At 41.1% G+C, this 16,295-nt stretch carries 15 protein-coding genes; 14 read left to right on the top strand and 1 reads right to left on the bottom strand.

Annotation, left to right across the window (positions count from 1 at the left end; translation table 11 throughout):
• Positions 1-115: 115 nt before the first annotated feature.
• Positions 116-826 (bottom strand): tRNA1(Val) (adenine(37)-N6)-methyltransferase, encoded by a 711-nt coding sequence (locus GXP67_RS03590; RefSeq protein WP_162441890.1) that lies wholly within the window; start codon positions 824-826, stop codon positions 116-118.
• A 336-nt stretch (positions 827-1,162) separates the two neighbouring features.
• Between GXP67_RS03590 and GXP67_RS03585 the strand changes: the two genes are divergently transcribed.
• The 14 genes from GXP67_RS03585 to GXP67_RS03520 all read left to right on the top strand — a co-directional run bounded on the left by GXP67_RS03585 (position 1,163) and on the right by GXP67_RS03520 (position 16,256).
• Positions 1,163-2,044 (top strand): FKBP-type peptidyl-prolyl cis-trans isomerase, encoded by an 882-nt coding sequence (locus GXP67_RS03585; RefSeq protein ID WP_162441889.1) that lies wholly within the window; start codon positions 1,163-1,165, stop codon positions 2,042-2,044.
• Between the two features lie 535 nt (positions 2,045-2,579).
• The gene (locus tag GXP67_RS03580) at positions 2,580-3,344 is read left to right on the top strand and encodes a pentapeptide repeat-containing protein (protein ID WP_162441888.1); all 765 of its coding nucleotides are present in this window, start codon (positions 2,580-2,582) and stop codon (positions 3,342-3,344) included.
• Between the two features lie 51 nt (positions 3,345-3,395).
• On the top strand, positions 3,396-5,819 hold the full coding sequence (locus GXP67_RS03575; protein WP_162441887.1) for an ABC transporter permease: 2,424 nt from the start codon (positions 3,396-3,398) through the stop codon (positions 5,817-5,819).
• A 173-nt stretch (positions 5,820-5,992) separates the two neighbouring features.
• The gene (locus tag GXP67_RS03570; RefSeq protein ID WP_162441886.1) at positions 5,993-6,841 is read left to right on the top strand and encodes a glycoside hydrolase family 16 protein; all 849 of its coding nucleotides are present in this window, start codon (positions 5,993-5,995) and stop codon (positions 6,839-6,841) included.
• Between the two features lie 88 nt (positions 6,842-6,929).
• The gene (locus GXP67_RS03565) at positions 6,930-8,534 is read left to right on the top strand and encodes an amidohydrolase family protein (protein WP_162441885.1); all 1,605 of its coding nucleotides are present in this window, start codon (positions 6,930-6,932) and stop codon (positions 8,532-8,534) included.
• A gap of 233 nt (positions 8,535-8,767) precedes the next feature.
• Positions 8,768-9,346, top strand: a complete 579-nt coding sequence (locus tag GXP67_RS03560; protein WP_162441884.1) for a cupin domain-containing protein — start codon at positions 8,768-8,770, stop codon at positions 9,344-9,346.
• A 49-nt stretch (positions 9,347-9,395) separates the two neighbouring features.
• Positions 9,396-9,983, top strand: a complete 588-nt coding sequence (locus tag GXP67_RS03555; protein ID WP_162441883.1) for a dioxygenase family protein — start codon at positions 9,396-9,398, stop codon at positions 9,981-9,983.
• A gap of 33 nt (positions 9,984-10,016) precedes the next feature.
• On the top strand, positions 10,017-10,250 hold the full coding sequence (locus GXP67_RS03550) for a hypothetical protein (protein ID WP_162441882.1): 234 nt from the start codon (positions 10,017-10,019) through the stop codon (positions 10,248-10,250).
• A gap of 52 nt (positions 10,251-10,302) precedes the next feature.
• Positions 10,303-11,193, top strand: a complete 891-nt coding sequence (locus GXP67_RS03545) for a transposase (RefSeq protein ID WP_162441881.1) — start codon at positions 10,303-10,305, stop codon at positions 11,191-11,193.
• 411 nt (positions 11,194-11,604) lie between these two features.
• Positions 11,605-13,296 (top strand): tetratricopeptide repeat protein, encoded by a 1,692-nt coding sequence (locus GXP67_RS03540; RefSeq protein ID WP_162441880.1) that lies wholly within the window; start codon positions 11,605-11,607, stop codon positions 13,294-13,296.
• 99 nt (positions 13,297-13,395) lie between these two features.
• The gene (locus GXP67_RS03535; protein WP_162441879.1) at positions 13,396-13,758 is read left to right on the top strand and encodes a hypothetical protein; all 363 of its coding nucleotides are present in this window, start codon (positions 13,396-13,398) and stop codon (positions 13,756-13,758) included.
• A gap of 88 nt (positions 13,759-13,846) precedes the next feature.
• A complete protein-coding gene (gene bla, locus GXP67_RS03530) occupies positions 13,847-14,593 on the top strand; it encodes a subclass B1 metallo-beta-lactamase (RefSeq protein WP_162441878.1) in 747 nt (248 codons plus the stop codon).
• A 180-nt stretch (positions 14,594-14,773) separates the two neighbouring features.
• A complete protein-coding gene (locus GXP67_RS03525; RefSeq protein ID WP_162441877.1) occupies positions 14,774-15,544 on the top strand; it encodes a hypothetical protein in 771 nt (256 codons plus the stop codon).
• Between the two features lie 70 nt (positions 15,545-15,614).
• Entirely contained in the window at positions 15,615-16,256 is a 642-nt protein-coding gene (locus tag GXP67_RS03520) for a class I SAM-dependent DNA methyltransferase (RefSeq protein ID WP_162441876.1), read from the top strand.
• Positions 16,257-16,295: the final 39 nt, after the last annotated feature.

The raw sequence follows: 16,295 nt of genomic DNA, 5'->3' as shown, positions 1-16,295 counted from the left end.
TATAGTAATTTTCTGTTCTTTTCACTTTTTATTTATCGCCTGATGATTTCTACTCCTGAAATTCTGTAAACCTAATCTCCTAAAATGAGTAACCAGACAGAGAGCTTGCAAAATTTTACATATACAAGTAATAAGGTTGAAGAAGGCCGATAAAATCTTGTGTATAGGTGCCAGACTCATTTTTGATGAACAAATCCTTTTCTTCAGGATGTGTTTCTGTAAAGGAAAATGTGCTGATAATCCGTAACAATTTGCCTTCCTGCTTTTCAGCTATATATAGTTTTTCAGAAGGAAATAGTTTTACTTCTCTGGCAGCCTCTTCCAACAAACTCATCTCATGCCTGGGCAGCATTACTATAAACTTCCCATGCTTTTCCAGCAGGTAGGAGACAAGTACAGCCAGTTCTGATAAGCCCAGAGATTCGCTGTGCAAAGCCACATTCTGCCGGGTTTCCTTACGCTTCAAATGGTTGGCGAAGAAAGGAGGATTAGATATAATCAGTTCATATTTTTGCTGCGGACGCATCGTAAAAGCCTGTATACTGGAATGAATTACTCGGATCTGACTACTAAAGGGGCTTTCCAATATATTTTCGGTAGCCTGCTCATAAGCAGATTTATCTATTTCTACAGCATCAATGTGAGCTTTGCTTCGTTGTGCCAGCATGAGTGCCAATAATCCGGTGCCAGTGCCAATATCTAGCATATGGGCAGCTCCTTCAACCGGTGTATAAGCGCCCAGTATGCAGGAATCTGTACATACTTTCATGGCACAGCGGCTCTGGTTAATGCGGAATTCCTTAAATTGAAAATAATCGTTAGGCATAGGTAATACTATATCGTTATTGGTTGTTTCTTAATTAGTTGTTGGTAATAGATTTGGAATATGCCGGAAATAAAATTCAATACAAGCAACAAAGCATATAGAATGAAAGTTTTTTAAGTGTTCATCCACTTTGCAAAAAAGCTTTTCACATTTATAACTATATAATAAATAACCATTCAATTTTGCTTGGATGCAACCAAATTAAACAATCAGGGGTCATGCAGGTAGACTTGGTTTAGCTGTAAATAGGCACTAACTTGCAATGTTCCGGCGCTGTTTTAACAGAATCCAAGAATTAACAATTATCACTTTATCTACTATATCTTTTACGTACGAATGAAAAAAACTAATTTTTTGATGGGCGTTTTTGCCCTGATGTTGATGATGCAGGGATGTTTCAAACAAGGAGAAACCACAGATGAGCGGAAGGCAAAAGAAAATGACGAGCAGATCAGGCAATATCTCGAATCTCACACAGATATTAATGCAGAAAGGCAACCCGATGGCTTGTATATTGATAAAACAGAAGAATATCCTACTAACACAGAGCCTAAAACCGGCGACCAGGTATATGTGCATTATGTAGGCCGTGTGCTGAATGGAGCCATATTCGACAGTTCTGATACGAAAACTAATAAACCTCTTATTTTTGGATTGAATAATAATTCGATCATTTATGGATTTAACAAAGGGGTGAGCCTGATGCGCAAAGGAGAAAAAGCTACTATTTTTGTGCCCTCCTACCTGGCTTATGGCAATGCAGCTTATGACAAAATTCCGGCTTATTCAGTGCTGCAATTTGATTTGCATCTGCAAGATGTATTGACTGAAGATGGAGCATTGAAACGTTATATTGAGGAAAACACTATTGATAGTGTAGTAGCCAGAACATCAGGTTTGTATTTTGCTTTTACCGATACAACTTCAGTTTCTGGTGCGGTTACTCCTAAAGGAGGAGAAAAGGTTAGTGTAACATATAAAGGCTATTTTCTAAACGGCAGTAAATTTGATGAGTCGGCAGCTAATACCCCTTTTGTTTTCACCATTGGAAGCCAGGGATCTATTAAGGGTTTTGAAGAGGGTATAACTTTAATGAAAGTAGGACAGAAAGCTACCCTGATGATGCCTTCTTCTCTGGCCTATGGGACTAATGGCAGCCGCAGTATACCTCCGTATACACCGCTTATTTTTGAGGTAGAACTGATAAAAATCGAGTAACGTGTTTGTGGCTTTCACTGAAATAATAGGTGAAAGTATAATTTGTAAAATGAAGATGTATATCAAAAAGCTGCTTCCGATTAGGAAGTGGCTTTTTTTATGTGAAAGGTGTTTTTCTTTGTCCGGAAGCGTACAAAAAGTGTCCGTTTCCGGACAATATTTTTAACTTTATATTATTGTGCATAGAATGTAATATGTTGACAAACAGCTGTTTTGTTAATAAGGCAAGTTTGTTGAAGGAGGAGTCTCATTTACTTATAATTGGGCAGCGGCAATAGCCTTAGAAAAGCATACCGAAAACTACTACAGCGATGGGCAAACCTGTAAACAGCCTGAGAAACAAGTAAATTCCGGAATCCGGATTACATGATTCAAGGACAAGCATGATGTGTAATGAGTAAGCCTGTTAATCCTAAAATCCTATTAATCGTGGTTCCATATAAATATTTTTAACAAGGTGCAACCTAAGTCTATTTCTTTCATCTAATACCTGTTCCATATATCATCAACGCTTATACTTATATACGATCTCCTTATGAAAAAGCTGTCCACTTTCCTGTTATTGAATCTGCTGATTGTAGCCGCCTTTGCACAGAATAAAATTGATGCGAAAACCATTATTGATAAATTGAATAAAGGCGAAGCTGTTTCGTACCAGAATGCAGAAATTACCGGCGACCTTGATTTTACACACCTACAGAATATGCAGATCGAAAAAGGAAGCAAAAACAATGACGACGATGACTATAAAACCTATCGCAGTGAAGTAAAGTCGAGCATTCGTTTTGTAAACTGCCGCTTTACTGGCCCAGTGCTGGCATATTACTCTGAGCAAGACAAAGCTACTTACAATGCCGACTTTAAAGATGATGTGATATTTGAAAATTGCGTGTTTGAGAAGGAAAGTGCATTTAAGTATTCCCAGTTTGAAAAAAATGCCTCCTTCAAGCAATCTAAATTCAACAAAGAAGCTTTATTCAAATACAGCAAATTTGCCACTGGTCCTGATTTTAAAAACACCACTTTTGAAGATGCTGCCAATTTCAAATATGCCAAGTTCCCCAAAGGTGTAACGTTTGAAGGCGCTACTTTTAAAGAGGAAGCGGTTTTTAAATATGCTGATTTTTCAGATGGGGTACGGTTTACCAAAACTACCTTTAAAGGCTTTTCCGATTTTAAATACACCAAATTTTCCGAACCTCTGGAACTGTCAGATGTCTCTTTTAGCGGCGATGAAGATTTTAAATATGCCAAAGTAGATGGCAAAAATTTTTCCTCTTACCTGCTTAAAAATAAATAACTCCATCCATTGACTAAGGTTCTCATTTTTTAAATAAGCGCATTTTTTAGTATGCTCAAAAATTATATAACCATTGCTTTCCGGAATTTGCTCCGGCAGAAAGGGCACACGGCCATTAATATAGCTGGTTTAGCTATTGGCATTGCTACCTGTATGCTCATTATGCTTTTTATACAGGATGAGCTGAGTTATGACAAATTCAATGAAAAAGCCGACCGGATTTACCGGATTAATTTCATTGGAAAACTCAATGGCGAAGACCTGAGATTTCCCTTGGCACCAGCCCCGGCCGCTCAGATGCTGAAAACGGATTATCCGGAAGTACAGGAAGCTACCAGGGTACGTGTGAGTGGAAGTCCGCTGGTGACTTATGAGAATAACACCTTTAAAGAAAATTCATTTGCCTATGTAGATTCTAACTTTTTTCAGGTATTTACCATTCCTTTTCTGAAAGGAAATCCGAAAACCGCCTTAAATGAGCCGAATACCGTTGTTATCAGTCAGGAGCTGGCTAAGAAATATTTCGGTAATCAGGAACCTGTTGGCAAAGTACTGCAATTCAAAGCCTGGCAACAAAGCTATAAAGTTACCGGGGTAATCGACAAAGTGCCCAGCTATTCGCATTTTCATTTTGATATGTTTGCTTCCATGTCCAGCCTGGAAGAATCTAAACAGCCTGTATTTGTAAGTTTTAATTTTCACACCTATCTGGTATTGCCCAAAGGCTACGATTACAAACAGCTGGAAGCAAAACTGCCGCAGGTGGTAGATAAATATATGGCACCCCAGCTTCAGCAGTTTATGGGTATTAATTTTGAGGAGCTAAAGAAAAAAGGCGACCATGCTGGTTTATTCCTCCAGCCACTTACCGATATTCACCTGCATTCTAATTTTCAGCATGAGCTGGAGCCGGGCGGTGATATTCAGTATGTATATATTTTTGGTGCTATTGCCCTGTTCATGTTGCTGATTGCCTGCATTAACTTTATGAATCTGTCGACGGCGAGTGCGGCCAAACGGGCCAAAGAAGTAGGGATACGTAAAGTATTGGGATCAGTAAAACAACAACTGGTAGGCCAGTTTCTGGTCGAATCTATCTTGCTGGTGTCGTTTTCGCTGGTATTGGCCGTTGTACTGGTTTTTCTGGCGATTCCGGTATTCAACAACCTGGCTGATAAACAACTGAGTTTACTTTCTTTTGTCAATCCTTTCTTAATCCTGGGCTTACTCCTGTTTGGCTTGCTGGTAGGGGTAATTGCTGGCAGTTATCCGGCATTTTTTCTTTCTTCTTTCCAGCCTATCGAAGTATTAAAAGGTAAAATGACTGTAGGCGGAAAAACCATTGGCTTGCGTAGCGCCCTGGTGGTGTTCCAGTTTTTTATTTCTACCAACCTGATTGTTGGTACGGCCGTGGTGTACGAACAACTGACCTATATTCAGCACAAAAAGATAGGCTATGACAAAGACCAGTTAATGGTAATACATGATACCTATGCCCTTGATAAAAATGAGGAGGTATTCAAACAACAGTTACTCAGAGATTCCAGGGTGGCCAGTGCAAGTATTTCCAGCTATATTCCAGCAGGACCTACCAACTGGAATAATTCTGTCGTACAGCCGGAAAACAATAATTCGCAAAGTGTAACCACCCAGCAATATCAGGTAGATCATGATTATGTGCCTACCTTAGGAATGGAGATAGTGAAAGGGCGTAATTTCTCTAAAGATTTTCCAACTGATTCAACAGCTGTGATTATTAATGAAGCTGCCATGCGTGCCTTCGGCTGGAGCCAGGACCCACTCAACAAAGTAATAGGGCGCTTTATAGACAACAAAGGCAATAAACTCAACTATCGGGTAGTTGGCGTAGTAAAAGATTTTCATTTCGAATCGCTGCACCGTACCATTTCCCCATTACTGATGTTTCTGGGCGATAATGGCGGTTCTGTCATTGTGCGTTCCAAAACCAAAGATGTGGAAGGGTTGCTCTCTACCATGAAAAACCAGTGGAGCCAGTTTGGTTCAGGTTCTCCATTTGCCTATTCTTTTATGGATGAGCGTTTTGCCGAAACCTATGAAGCGGAGCAGAAAGTAGGACGTATCATCGGCATTTTTGCTGGTATCACCATTTTTGTGGCTTGTTTAGGCTTATTTGGCCTGGCTACTTTCACTGCCCAGCAACGCACCAAAGAAATAGGTATCCGTAAGGTATTGGGCGCCTCGGTATTTAATATCACCCTGCTGCTTTCTAAAGAATTTTCTAAACTCGTATTGATCGGATTCCTGATTTCTGTGCCGGTTTCCTGGTATGCGATGCACAAATGGCTGGAGAATTTCGCCTATAAAATTAATGTGGGGATTGGGGTATTTGTAGTAGCTGGTTTATTGGCTTTGTGTATTGCCTGGCTTACAGTAAGTTACCAGTCTATTAAAGCAGCATTAACCAATCCGGTGAAAAGTTTACGAAGCGAATAAAGTTTGTCTGGAACCAGGATTTGCCAGATTAAGGAATTTACAGGATTAATCAACACCACATTATAATCCTGTAAATCAGATTATCTGCGTAATCCAGGTTCCAGACAAATAATCTTGTTCATCCTTCCGATTCAATAAATCCAGGTTCCAGACTTTTTTCTGTATATTTCAGAATGAAACCGTTCATTCTACTCTCCTGTATTGCCATTTTTCTGGCCTGCCAAAACAAACCTGAACCTGCTGTTCCTGCTAAACCGGTTATAGTTGAAACTCCACCAGATGAAGTTTTTCCACCGTCTGCTTATACCCAACTAATCTGGAGTGATGAATTTGACGGTTCAATTATTAACCTTACCAAATGGCAGCATGAAATAAATGACAATGGGGGCGGGAATAATGAATTACAATATTATACAGCCGAGCCTGCCAATTCATTTGTAAAAGATGGAAATCTGGTGATCGAAGCCATAAAGGAAACCTATAAAACCAGGTCGTATACCTCTGCCCGGCTCAATACCAAAAACAAAGCTGACTTTAAATATGGCAAGATAGAAGTCCGGGCAAAGCTGCCGAAAGGACAAGGGGTATGGCCTGCTATCTGGATGCTGCCCACCGACGAAGAATTCGGCGGATGGCCCAAAAGCGGAGAGATAGACATTATGGAACTTGTCGGACATAAGGCTAATACGGTACATGGCACAGTTCATTACGGTCAGGCATGGCCCAATAATCAATACAAGGGAACTTTTACTGTACTTCCAGCTGGCGATTTCTCCAATGATTTTCATGTGTTCTCTATCGTCTGGGAGAGAAATCTGATCCGATGGTACCTGGATGAAACCCAGTTTTTCAGCATTAAACCGGCAGATCTGTCTCCTCATCATTATCCCTTCAATGCCAGATTCCATCTGCTACTAAATGTAGCGGTTGGCGGCAACTGGCCTGGAAATCCGGATGCAACTACTGTTTTTCCGCAGCGAATGCTGGTAGATTATGTGCGGGTATACCAGCGAAAAGAATAATAACACAGAATGGTAAGCTTTCTCTTACATCCAGGTATACATATTCACCAATAACTATTAACGAATAACTTGCTACTTGATCCGCCGTATGAACCACCGCTTTTCTATTCTTATATTTATTGTTGCCATTTTTTTACAGGGCATTAACCTTTTTGCCCAGGAAAAACCGGTACCTAAATCTCCGCCCAGGACAGAAGGAGAAGGACCTTTTAACCAGCTTATCATCCGGGGCGTAACCTTAATCAATGGTACTGGTGCTCCACCTATCGGACCAGTCGATATTGTGGTAGAAAAAAACAAGATTAAAACGATTAAAGTGGTTGGCTATCCGGGTGTTCCTATCAAAGCCGAAAACCGCCCGAAAGCCAATCCGGGCGACAAAGAATTGAATGCAGAGGGCATGTACCTAATGCCGGGCTTGATTGATATGCATGGTCATATCGGTGGCGCTGCCCAGGGAACCACCGCCGAATATGTATTCAAGCTCTGGATGGCTCATGGCATTACTACCATCCGTGATCCTTCCTGTGGCAACGGCCTCGATTGGGTACTGGAACATAAAAATAAAAGTATCCAGAATACCATTACTGCACCCCGTATTGAAGCCTATGCGTATTTCGGCCAGGATGCCAAAACGCCTGTATCTTCTCCCCAGGAAGCCAGAGAATGGGTAAAGAACATAGCAAAAAGAGGCGCAGACGGTATTAAGTTTTTTGGTGCCCGTCCGGATATTATGCAGGCAGCTTTAGCGGAAGCAAAAACGTCCGGATTACGTTCAGCTTGCCACCATGCTCAAATGGATGTAGCCTGGCTAAATGTACTGCAAACGGCTAAAATGGGGCTTACCTCTATGGAACACTGGTATGGTCTGCCAGAAGCATTATTCACTGACCGCACGATACAAAATTATCCAACTGATTACAATTACAACAATGAACAGCACCGCTTTGGTGAGGCAGGTACTTTGTGGAAGCAAGCTGCCAAGCCCTATTCTGAGAAATGGAACCAGGTGATGGATGAACTTATTGCCCTGGATTTCACTATTGATCCCACATTTAACATTTATGAAGCCAACCGGGAACTGATGCTGGCCCGCCGGGCAGAATGGCACGATGAGTATACGCTGCCTTCACTGTGGGAGTTCTATCAGCCCAGCCGCATTTCTCATGGCTCTCACTGGCACGACTGGGGCACCGAACAGGAAGTGGCCTGGAAAGAAAATTACCGCCTGTGGATGACCTTCGTAAACGAATATAAAAACCGCGGTGGCCGGGTAACTACCGGTTCAGATTCGGGCTATATTTTTCAACTCTATGGATTTGCGTTTATCCGCGAACTGGAATTATTACGGGAAGCCGGTTTTCATCCGCTGGAAGTGATCCGGGCAGCTACGTTGAAAGGCGCTGAGGCCCTGGGATTAGCCAGCGAGATTGGTTCGGTGGAAGTAGGTAAACTGGCTGATTTTGTGATCGTAGAAGAAAATCCGCTTCAAAACCTGAAAGTACTCTATGGTACCGGCGCCATTAAACTCACCGCCGATAACCAGGTAACCAGGGTAGGAGGGGTGAAGTATACCATTAAAGACGGTATTGTATACGATGCCAAGAAACTTCTGGCCGACGTACGCAAAATGGTAAGTGAAGCCAAATCTGCTTCCAACTATCAGATGGCACAACCGGGAATGAAAAAGTAGCAATGCAGCTGTTTTAAATAGTTTATGCAGATAAACTACTGATAATAAGTATTGTATGTTATATTATTTCTGATTAATTTTTGGTAAGAATAACGGTACATGCCGTTTTTATCCTGAGTAAGCTTTCTGAAAGGAGTGTAAGCCGTTCTTCTTTGTAGAGATTTTTATGTTGATAAATGAAAATAGAGAGTGCGCATTTTTTACACCATCCATACCATTTTGAAACCATTTTTATGAAAAGAAATACTTTCCTCAATACATTTTTAACTGCAAGTGCTTTTGTAGCTACCCCTTTCCATCTGCTGGCAAAAAACATAAGAAAATTCAGAGAAGATAAAGGGTTTAAAGTAGAGGCCGGTAAAGACCGGGCGGGTAAACCTATTTTGCTCTTTGAAGGAGATACTTTTACATGCAAAGTGTCTACCAGAGATACAGATGGGGACATGTATGTATTTGAATCAACCAGAACAAAGAAGGGAGGACCTTCTTATCATTACCATTTCGATCAGGATGAGTGGTGGTATGTGCTGAAAGGCGAGTTTTTGTTTAAAATAGGGGATAAAACCTTTACGGCTAAAGCCGGCGACAGTGTGTTTGGGCCAAGGATGGTGCCTCATGCATTTTCTAAAACTGGCGAAGGAGAAGCTACCCTGCTGATGTTTTTTCAGCCTGCCGGTAAAATGGAAGAAATGTTCATCAAGATCAGTCAGGGAGTAGCCAAAAATATGTCTGAGGAAGAGCAGGATAAGTTCCGGGCAGAACATGGTATCAAACGGGTAGGTCCTCCGATTGATTATATGAAAAAATGGTAAGCTTTTGTGTAAAAAATAATCCCGCAGATCATTTATCAAAGAATCAACTATGTATGCAGTGGGGATAGGTATATTTGGCAATCTTCAATGGAATAACAATCGTTTTGTAGGCGATACCCCCACTACCACTGATATTTTAGGGCCTTTTTACAGGCCAGGTGCGCCATCCCGGCGGAATCTTAACCCTCCTGGTTTTCGGGGTGAAATTCTGCATTTGGCAGGTACCATCTACAAAGAAGATGGAAAAACGCCGGCCAGTAAAAGTCTGATTGAAATCTGGCAATGCAATGAGCAGGGACTGTATGATAATGTATCAGATGAATATGTATACAGAGCCAAACAGGAAGCAGGTGCAAATGGAAAGTACGCTTTCATTACCTCTATTCCAGTCGCTTATCCCACTGAAAACAACCCAAACCAGTTTCGTCCGGCTCACATTCACATGCGTATTTCTGCGGAGGGATTACAGGATTTAATTACACAAATTTATTTCAAAGGCGATCCCCATTTAGCAACCGATCCCAGTACAAAATCTCCGTTATCGGTGAATAGAATTATGACCCTGCAAAAAGTGAAGGAGAAGGAAAGTAAACTGCAATTTGACATCGCTTTACGGAAGGAGTACTTGCCTGATTAGCAGGTTTTTCATAAAGTATCAGGTGTGTATAAAATGAATGATGGATCGATGATGGAATTTTACAAGGAAGGCAATCTGCTGTTCTATAAAACAAACAACCAAATATGGGGTGGTTTGGCATATAGTGGCAACAATACATTTATTGGCGGTGTAAACGACACGGAAGCCATATTTGAACTGTTACCTCAAGGAAAAGCAAACTTACGGTTTCGATTCTCCAGAAGAAGGGAGCTTAAACTGGAAGGATCTAAAATATATAGTTATTAATGTGAATCAAGAGTAGAAAAGGCAGAATAGCAAAGAAAGGTAAGTTTGTAGAATGCTACAACTACAACTCATCAGACTCTATTACTATATCTACCACTGCTATGATACACAGACTTGTCTGCATTATCAACGCATGAGCAATAATTATTCACCTGTATTCACAGACCAGGAAGTGATAACAATGTACCTGTTTGGCATCCTGCAGCGCAGATTCACTAGTAAAGATAGTTATGAGTATATTGCCAACCATTGGTTAGATCGGTTTCCTGATCTGCCTTCTTATCAAGCTTATAAGAAACGATTAAATGACTTATACTGGCAATTTGAGGTCATAGCTAAAGAATTGATAAGTACTCTTTCTTATGGGGACTGCTATATTGACGTAAGCTTAGCCGATTCTTTGCCCATTATCCTTTCTAAGAGGCCTTGCCATGCTAAAGTGGCTTTACAGGTAGCCGATAAAGGATATTGTGCCACAAAAAAACTTTATTATCATGGTCTTAAGCTACACTTTTTAGGAGCAGATTGCTATCAAGGTTTGCCTCAGGCTCAGTATATAGGCTTTAGCCAGGCTTCCGCTAATGACTTATCTGTGTTAAAACCAATACTTAGCCAACTAAAAACATGTAAAGTGATGGGAGATAAAATCTATGCTTCAAAAGCCTTCAATCAACAGGTAAGCAGGCAACAGGTAAGCAGGCAACAGGTAGAAATACTTACCCCTGTTAAACTCAAAAAAGGACAAAAATATTTAGAAGCAGCTGATAAACTGTTTTCCCGCTATATTAGTACGGTTAGGCAACCTGTGGAAGCCTTTTTCCATTGGCTGAATGAAAAAACGGCTATTCAAACCGCTTCTAAAGTTCGTTCAGAAAAAGGCCTTTGGGTGCATTGTTTTGGCAGAATTACCGCTGCCCTTTTTATTTTGGTTTTCAACTCTTGATTCACATTATTAATTATCTTTTATTCACCTAATTTCAAGCAGGAAGCAAATGGATTATAGCTTCTTTCATAGGAAATATAGTTAACCTAAAATTAAATTCAGTACTAATACAAAGAAATGATATAATTATTTAGTTCTTCTAGTCCTCTAATCTATGGAATATGTTCAGCTCCTTATTGGCATTTTATTAATAATTGTGTTCAGTTGGTTGTTGGTCAGAAATTTCAACAGAAAAGGCTTTATGAACGCACTATTGCGAATCGACACCATAGGCGGAATGGTTGCCGGGCTTTATCTTTTCATTACCTCTATACTGGCTCTTTTAAGGTAAATCTTAGGTAGAACTTTTTGGTACACAATTTATTTAAGTATGAGGCGATTGCCATTCTGTAACAACCACCACAACAAGCTATGAAGAAGGTAATACTATATTTACAAGCCCTATGTTTGAGTTTATCTGTAATTCTTCCTCTGTCATGCAAGCAGAAAAATACAGAAGTATCAAAAGAAGGTATTGACCAGCTGGGTTTGAAGCGGGGAGAGATCATTACCTGCGGACCTCCGGATCAGGAATTTGGGGCACTTGCGGTTTCCTTTGAAACATCTTGCGGCCAAACGGAAGATTTTAACCTGGCCATGGCATTGCTGCATTCCTTTGAATATGATGAAGCTGAAAAAATATTTGCCAGAATCATTGATGCCCAACCCGATTGTGCGATGGCTTACTGGGGCGTAGCTATGAGCAACTTCCATCCCCTGTGGACGCCTCCGGCAGAACCAGAACTCAAAAAGGGAGCAAATGCCATTGCCCTGGCCAGAAAGATCACCCAAAAGACAAATAGGGAATCAGACTACATTGAGGCCATATCCGCCTATTATACAGACTGGGATAAACTGGATCACCCCACCAGGAGCCAGAAGTTTGAAAAGGCCATGCAACAACTCTACACCTCTTATCCCACCGATAAAGAAGCCGCTATTTTTTACGCATTAGCCTTGAATGCAGCCGCTGATCCTTCGGATAAGACATTGAGTAAGCAAAAGAAAGCTGGCTCTATCTTACAGGCGCTGTATAGTAAAGAACCCAATCATCCGGGTATTGTGCATTATATTATTCACACCTTCGATTCTCCGGAACTGGCCGATATTGGGTTGGCAGCTGCCAGAAAATATGCGTCTGTGGCTCCTTCTTCTGCCCATGCCCTACATATGCCTTCGCACATTTTCACCCGCCTGGGGCTTTGGGACGAATCTATCAAGTCCAACCTGGCTTCTGTTTCTTCCGCTCAGTGTTATGCTGAGGCTTCAGGTATCAAAGGGCATTGGGATGAGGAATTGCATGGGATAGACTATCTGATGTATGCCTACCTGCAAAAAGGCGACAATGAGCTGGCTAAACAGCAATGGGAGTATCTGAAAACGATAAAGGAAGTATCTCCGGTAAATTTTAAAGTGCTGTATGCTTTTGCAGCGTCACCTTCCAGGTATGTATTGGAGAACAAACTCTGGAAAGAAGCGGCAACTCTGGAAACACAACCTGCTAATTTTCCCTGGGAAAAATTTCCATGGCAGAAAGCCATCATTCATTTTGCCAGGCTCCTGGGCAATGTGCATACCGGATATATTGATTCGGCCAAAGCTGAATTAATAACGCTCCATCAACTTCATGATAATTTATTAGCACAAAAAGATACTTATAAAGCCAACCAGGTAGACATTCAACAGAAAGCAGGCGAAGCCTGGATTAAGTTTAAGGAAGGCAAGCAGGATAAAGCACTGGAACTTATGCAAATGGCAGCTGAAATGGAAGACAAAACCAAAAAACATCCCGTAACACCAGGAGAAGTAATTCCAGCCAGAGAATTATTAGCGGACCTGTTGTTGCAACTAAACAAACCTGAACTGGCACTGCAAGCCTATGAAGCAGATCTGAAAACACATCCCAATCGGTTTAATGGCCTGTATGGCGCAGGGATGGCTGCAGAAAAAGCAGGTAAACCTGATAAAGCTGGCACCTATTATCGTCAACTTGTAAGCATGGCTTCTCCGGCTCACTCTACCAGACCAGAACTGGTTTCACTGAAACAGTATGTACAGCAGTAGATTTTTTTGTTAACCATCATAAGTAAATTCGTATGTAAAACTGATATGGAGATAAACCAATATAATTGGATATTTCTGTATAATCAGTTGTAACAGTTGATGAAAAATACGTGGCTTAAACTTATTCTACTGATTGTGGGCTGTATCATTGTAGCCTTACCTGATAGCAATGAACGGTTATTTTCCATGAGTGAAGATCATGGTCCTTCTTTGCAAGATGCTGTGGGAGTAGTTCTCATTCTGGTGGCCTATGTCTGGCTTATGGTGGATGTGTGGATACGCAGAGAAAAACTACTGTCATACAGCAATTCCCGTATCTTCAAAGCAGGCTTGTTTGTTGTTGGACTCGCCTACGGACTGATTATCGCCTCTGTTATGAACGATTATAAATCCTGGTGGATAGCTGGGATTGCGTTCATTACCCTCATTCACGGACTTATTTTCTATATTGCTTTTAAATGAAAAGCCGTTAGCTATATGATATGATTGTACGATGTTTCTATCTTTGCCATTCCTAATACAACACAGCCTACTCTCAAATTTAAATTGCATGGTAAACACCTGTCTGAGGCTAATCCTCTTGATTGTTTTGATTGGCGGTTGCAGCCTGAAAAAGCTAAACCAGCCACATAAAAACTACAAGTCTGAAACTCTTACCATTCAACAAGTCTCAGATCATGTGTGCCAGCATATTTCTTATTTGCAAACCGAAAGTTTTGGCAATGTTCCCTGTAATGGCATGATCGTATTTGATAAAAACGAAGCCATCATTTTTGATACAGCCCCGGATACCACTATCTCCGCAGAATTAATAACCTGGGTAGAAAAAGAGCTGAATTGTAAAATTAAAGCCATTATTCCTACGCATTTTCATTCCGATTGCCTGGGAGGCCTGGAGGCATTTCATCGGCGGCAGATTCATTCCTATGCGAATAACACCACCATACAGCTGGCCACATCCAATCATTCGGCTGTTCCCGCCAACGGATTCGATAAAATGCTGGAGCTTAAAGTGGGAAGCAGAAAAGTAATAGCTGAGTTTATCGGCGAAGGGCATACCAAAGACAATATTATTGGCTATTTTCCGGATGAAAACATTATGTTTGGTGGCTGTCTGATCAAAGAAGTAGGTGCTGGCAAAGGAAACCTGGCAGATGCCACGGTTCAGGACTGGCCATCAACGGTTACCGCCTTGAAACAAAAATATGCTGCCACTAAACTGGTAATACCAGGACATGGAAAAACGGGCGGAACAGAATTATTCGACTATACCATTCAGCTTTTTCAGCAAAAGTGATACATTGCTGTAGAATCCCTGCAGCATATCAACCAGCTTTTTAGTTTGTAAACTAATTCCATTTTAAGAACGGAAGTCAATTGTATTTCGGCCTTTCAGCTGTCTTCTGCAGGAAAGCTGTGATCTGATAAAACTTTTAAAACCTAATCCTTAGGACCCACTACGATAATACTTAGTTATATGAGCATACTGGCTGTATTTGGAATTTGCCTGGTCATTGTTGTTGTCTTCCTTATCATAGTGGGAGTAATGACAGGTTCGCAATTCTTTGTTCTTTTTATTTTTTTTCCGGTACTCATCAGTGAAGCAATCACTGGCCAAAGGGGTAGTTTTCATCCAAACGGAGCCACTAGAAAAAAACCTTTTTTTGAGGGAGTACTTCTGCTTTCTGTCGTATTCCAGGTGCTGCTATTATCGGGAATTTTATTTGGCATCTATGGGTTGTTTGCAGGTTTTCCGGTTGACCCAGTCCCTGCTGTAACTGAAGACACCGCAATCCGCAACCTGCTAACACCGGCTGAAATATCGGGTTTGCTGGTAATCAATAGTGTGCTTTGGCTGTTTGCTGTTGGGTTTGCAGGTATGTTGCTGATAAATACAGTCCGGTACCGGAAAGAGATTAATCTGATGCCAAAGGGGAATGTTCTTACAGGATATGTATTACCTTTTTTCCTGTTTTTGATCGCTTTCTACTTCTTGTTTGCCAGCCGGAATTACCTGGCCTTGTATCCAAAAGGCGAGTCACAATTGAGCCGTGTGTTATTGTTTATGACTATCTTCTATGGGATGTGCCTGCTTTTTTTTAAGATTAAGGACATATACCTGTATTTTACGCTTTTCCGGAAACGACAAATACCCTTATGGAAGGGATACTGGCTCACTATGTCATTAAGCATACTATATACCCTTCTTTTTCAGTATTTCCTTATCCGGATTCTTTTATCCCTATAGCCTTTCAGGCAAATGATGTATATATTTCAGAGAGGGATTCAGTACGTAAACACTGACGCTTTATACATATATGCAGGAACAAAAACATGTAATAGATTGCTACGACAAGACTGCAGAAAATTATGCCGGTAAGTTCATCAACGAGTTACACCACAAACACCTTGACCGGATTTTGCTGACTGTCTTTGCGCAGGAAAACCGGGAAAAGGGCAAATTGATTGACCTGGGTTGCGGTCCTGGCCAGGCAACAAGATTTTTAGCAGACTGTGGACTCACAAACTGTATAGGTGTGGATATTTCCGTTCAGATGGTAAATGTTGCCCAAAACCTTAACCCAGACCTGCATTTTGAAATTGCTGATATGCTGCAATTACACTATCCAGACCATTCTTTTGGTTCAGCCCTTGCCTTTTATGCCATCGTCCATTTCGATTATTTACAAATTAAGACAGCATTTCAGGAAATCAGCAGGGTATTGATAGCAAATGGCCAGTTTCTCTTCTCCTTTCACGTAGGCGAACAAACCGTGCATCTGGATACTTTCCTGGATCATCCGGTGAATATTGACTTTCATTTTTTTGAAACTAGTAAAATCACCAGCCTGCTCCAGGAAACCGGTTTTGAGATCATCGATGTACTGGAAAGGCAACCTTATCCGGAAGTAGAATATCCGAGTAAACGGGCGTATATCTGGGCCATGAACAAGCGCTAAGTTTTCTGATTGTTTTATCTTCCAATCCTGCGAAAGTCC

Origin of the sequence: Rhodocytophaga rosea (assembly GCF_010119975.1) — a bacterium.
Lineage (GTDB): Bacteria > Bacteroidota > Bacteroidia > Cytophagales > 172606-1 > Rhodocytophaga > Rhodocytophaga rosea.
This window is presented reverse-complemented; position numbering and strand designations above follow the sequence as displayed.

Bases quoted from the DNA above. Each gene is read 5' to 3' on its own strand.
- GXP67_RS03545 (WP_162441881.1), top strand. From the start codon at position 10,303: ATGCTACAACTACAACTCATCAGACTCTATTACTATATCTACCACTGC.
- GXP67_RS03570 (WP_162441886.1), top strand. From the start codon at position 5,993: ATGAAACCGTTCATTCTACTCTCCTGTATTGCCATTTTTCTGGCCTGC.
- GXP67_RS03580 (WP_162441888.1), top strand. From the start codon at position 2,580: ATGAAAAAGCTGTCCACTTTCCTGTTATTGAATCTGCTGATTGTAGCC.
- GXP67_RS03555 (WP_162441883.1), top strand. From the start codon at position 9,396: ATGTATGCAGTGGGGATAGGTATATTTGGCAATCTTCAATGGAATAAC.
- GXP67_RS03585 (WP_162441889.1), top strand. From the start codon at position 1,163: ATGAAAAAAACTAATTTTTTGATGGGCGTTTTTGCCCTGATGTTGATG.
- GXP67_RS03550 (WP_162441882.1), top strand. From the start codon at position 10,017: ATGAATGATGGATCGATGATGGAATTTTACAAGGAAGGCAATCTGCTG.
- bla (WP_162441878.1), top strand. From the start codon at position 13,847: ATGGTAAACACCTGTCTGAGGCTAATCCTCTTGATTGTTTTGATTGGC.
- GXP67_RS03525 (WP_162441877.1), top strand. From the start codon at position 14,774: ATGAGCATACTGGCTGTATTTGGAATTTGCCTGGTCATTGTTGTTGTC.
- GXP67_RS03560 (WP_162441884.1), top strand. From the start codon at position 8,768: ATGAAAAGAAATACTTTCCTCAATACATTTTTAACTGCAAGTGCTTTT.
- GXP67_RS03535 (WP_162441879.1), top strand. From the start codon at position 13,396: ATGAAAAATACGTGGCTTAAACTTATTCTACTGATTGTGGGCTGTATC.
- GXP67_RS03540 (WP_162441880.1), top strand. From the start codon at position 11,605: ATGAAGAAGGTAATACTATATTTACAAGCCCTATGTTTGAGTTTATCT.
- GXP67_RS03520 (WP_162441876.1), top strand. From the start codon at position 15,615: ATGCAGGAACAAAAACATGTAATAGATTGCTACGACAAGACTGCAGAA.
- GXP67_RS03590 (WP_162441890.1), bottom strand. From the start codon at position 826: ATGCCTAACGATTATTTTCAATTTAAGGAATTCCGCATTAACCAGAGC.
- GXP67_RS03565 (WP_162441885.1), top strand. From the start codon at position 6,930: ATGAACCACCGCTTTTCTATTCTTATATTTATTGTTGCCATTTTTTTA.
- GXP67_RS03575 (WP_162441887.1), top strand. From the start codon at position 3,396: ATGCTCAAAAATTATATAACCATTGCTTTCCGGAATTTGCTCCGGCAG.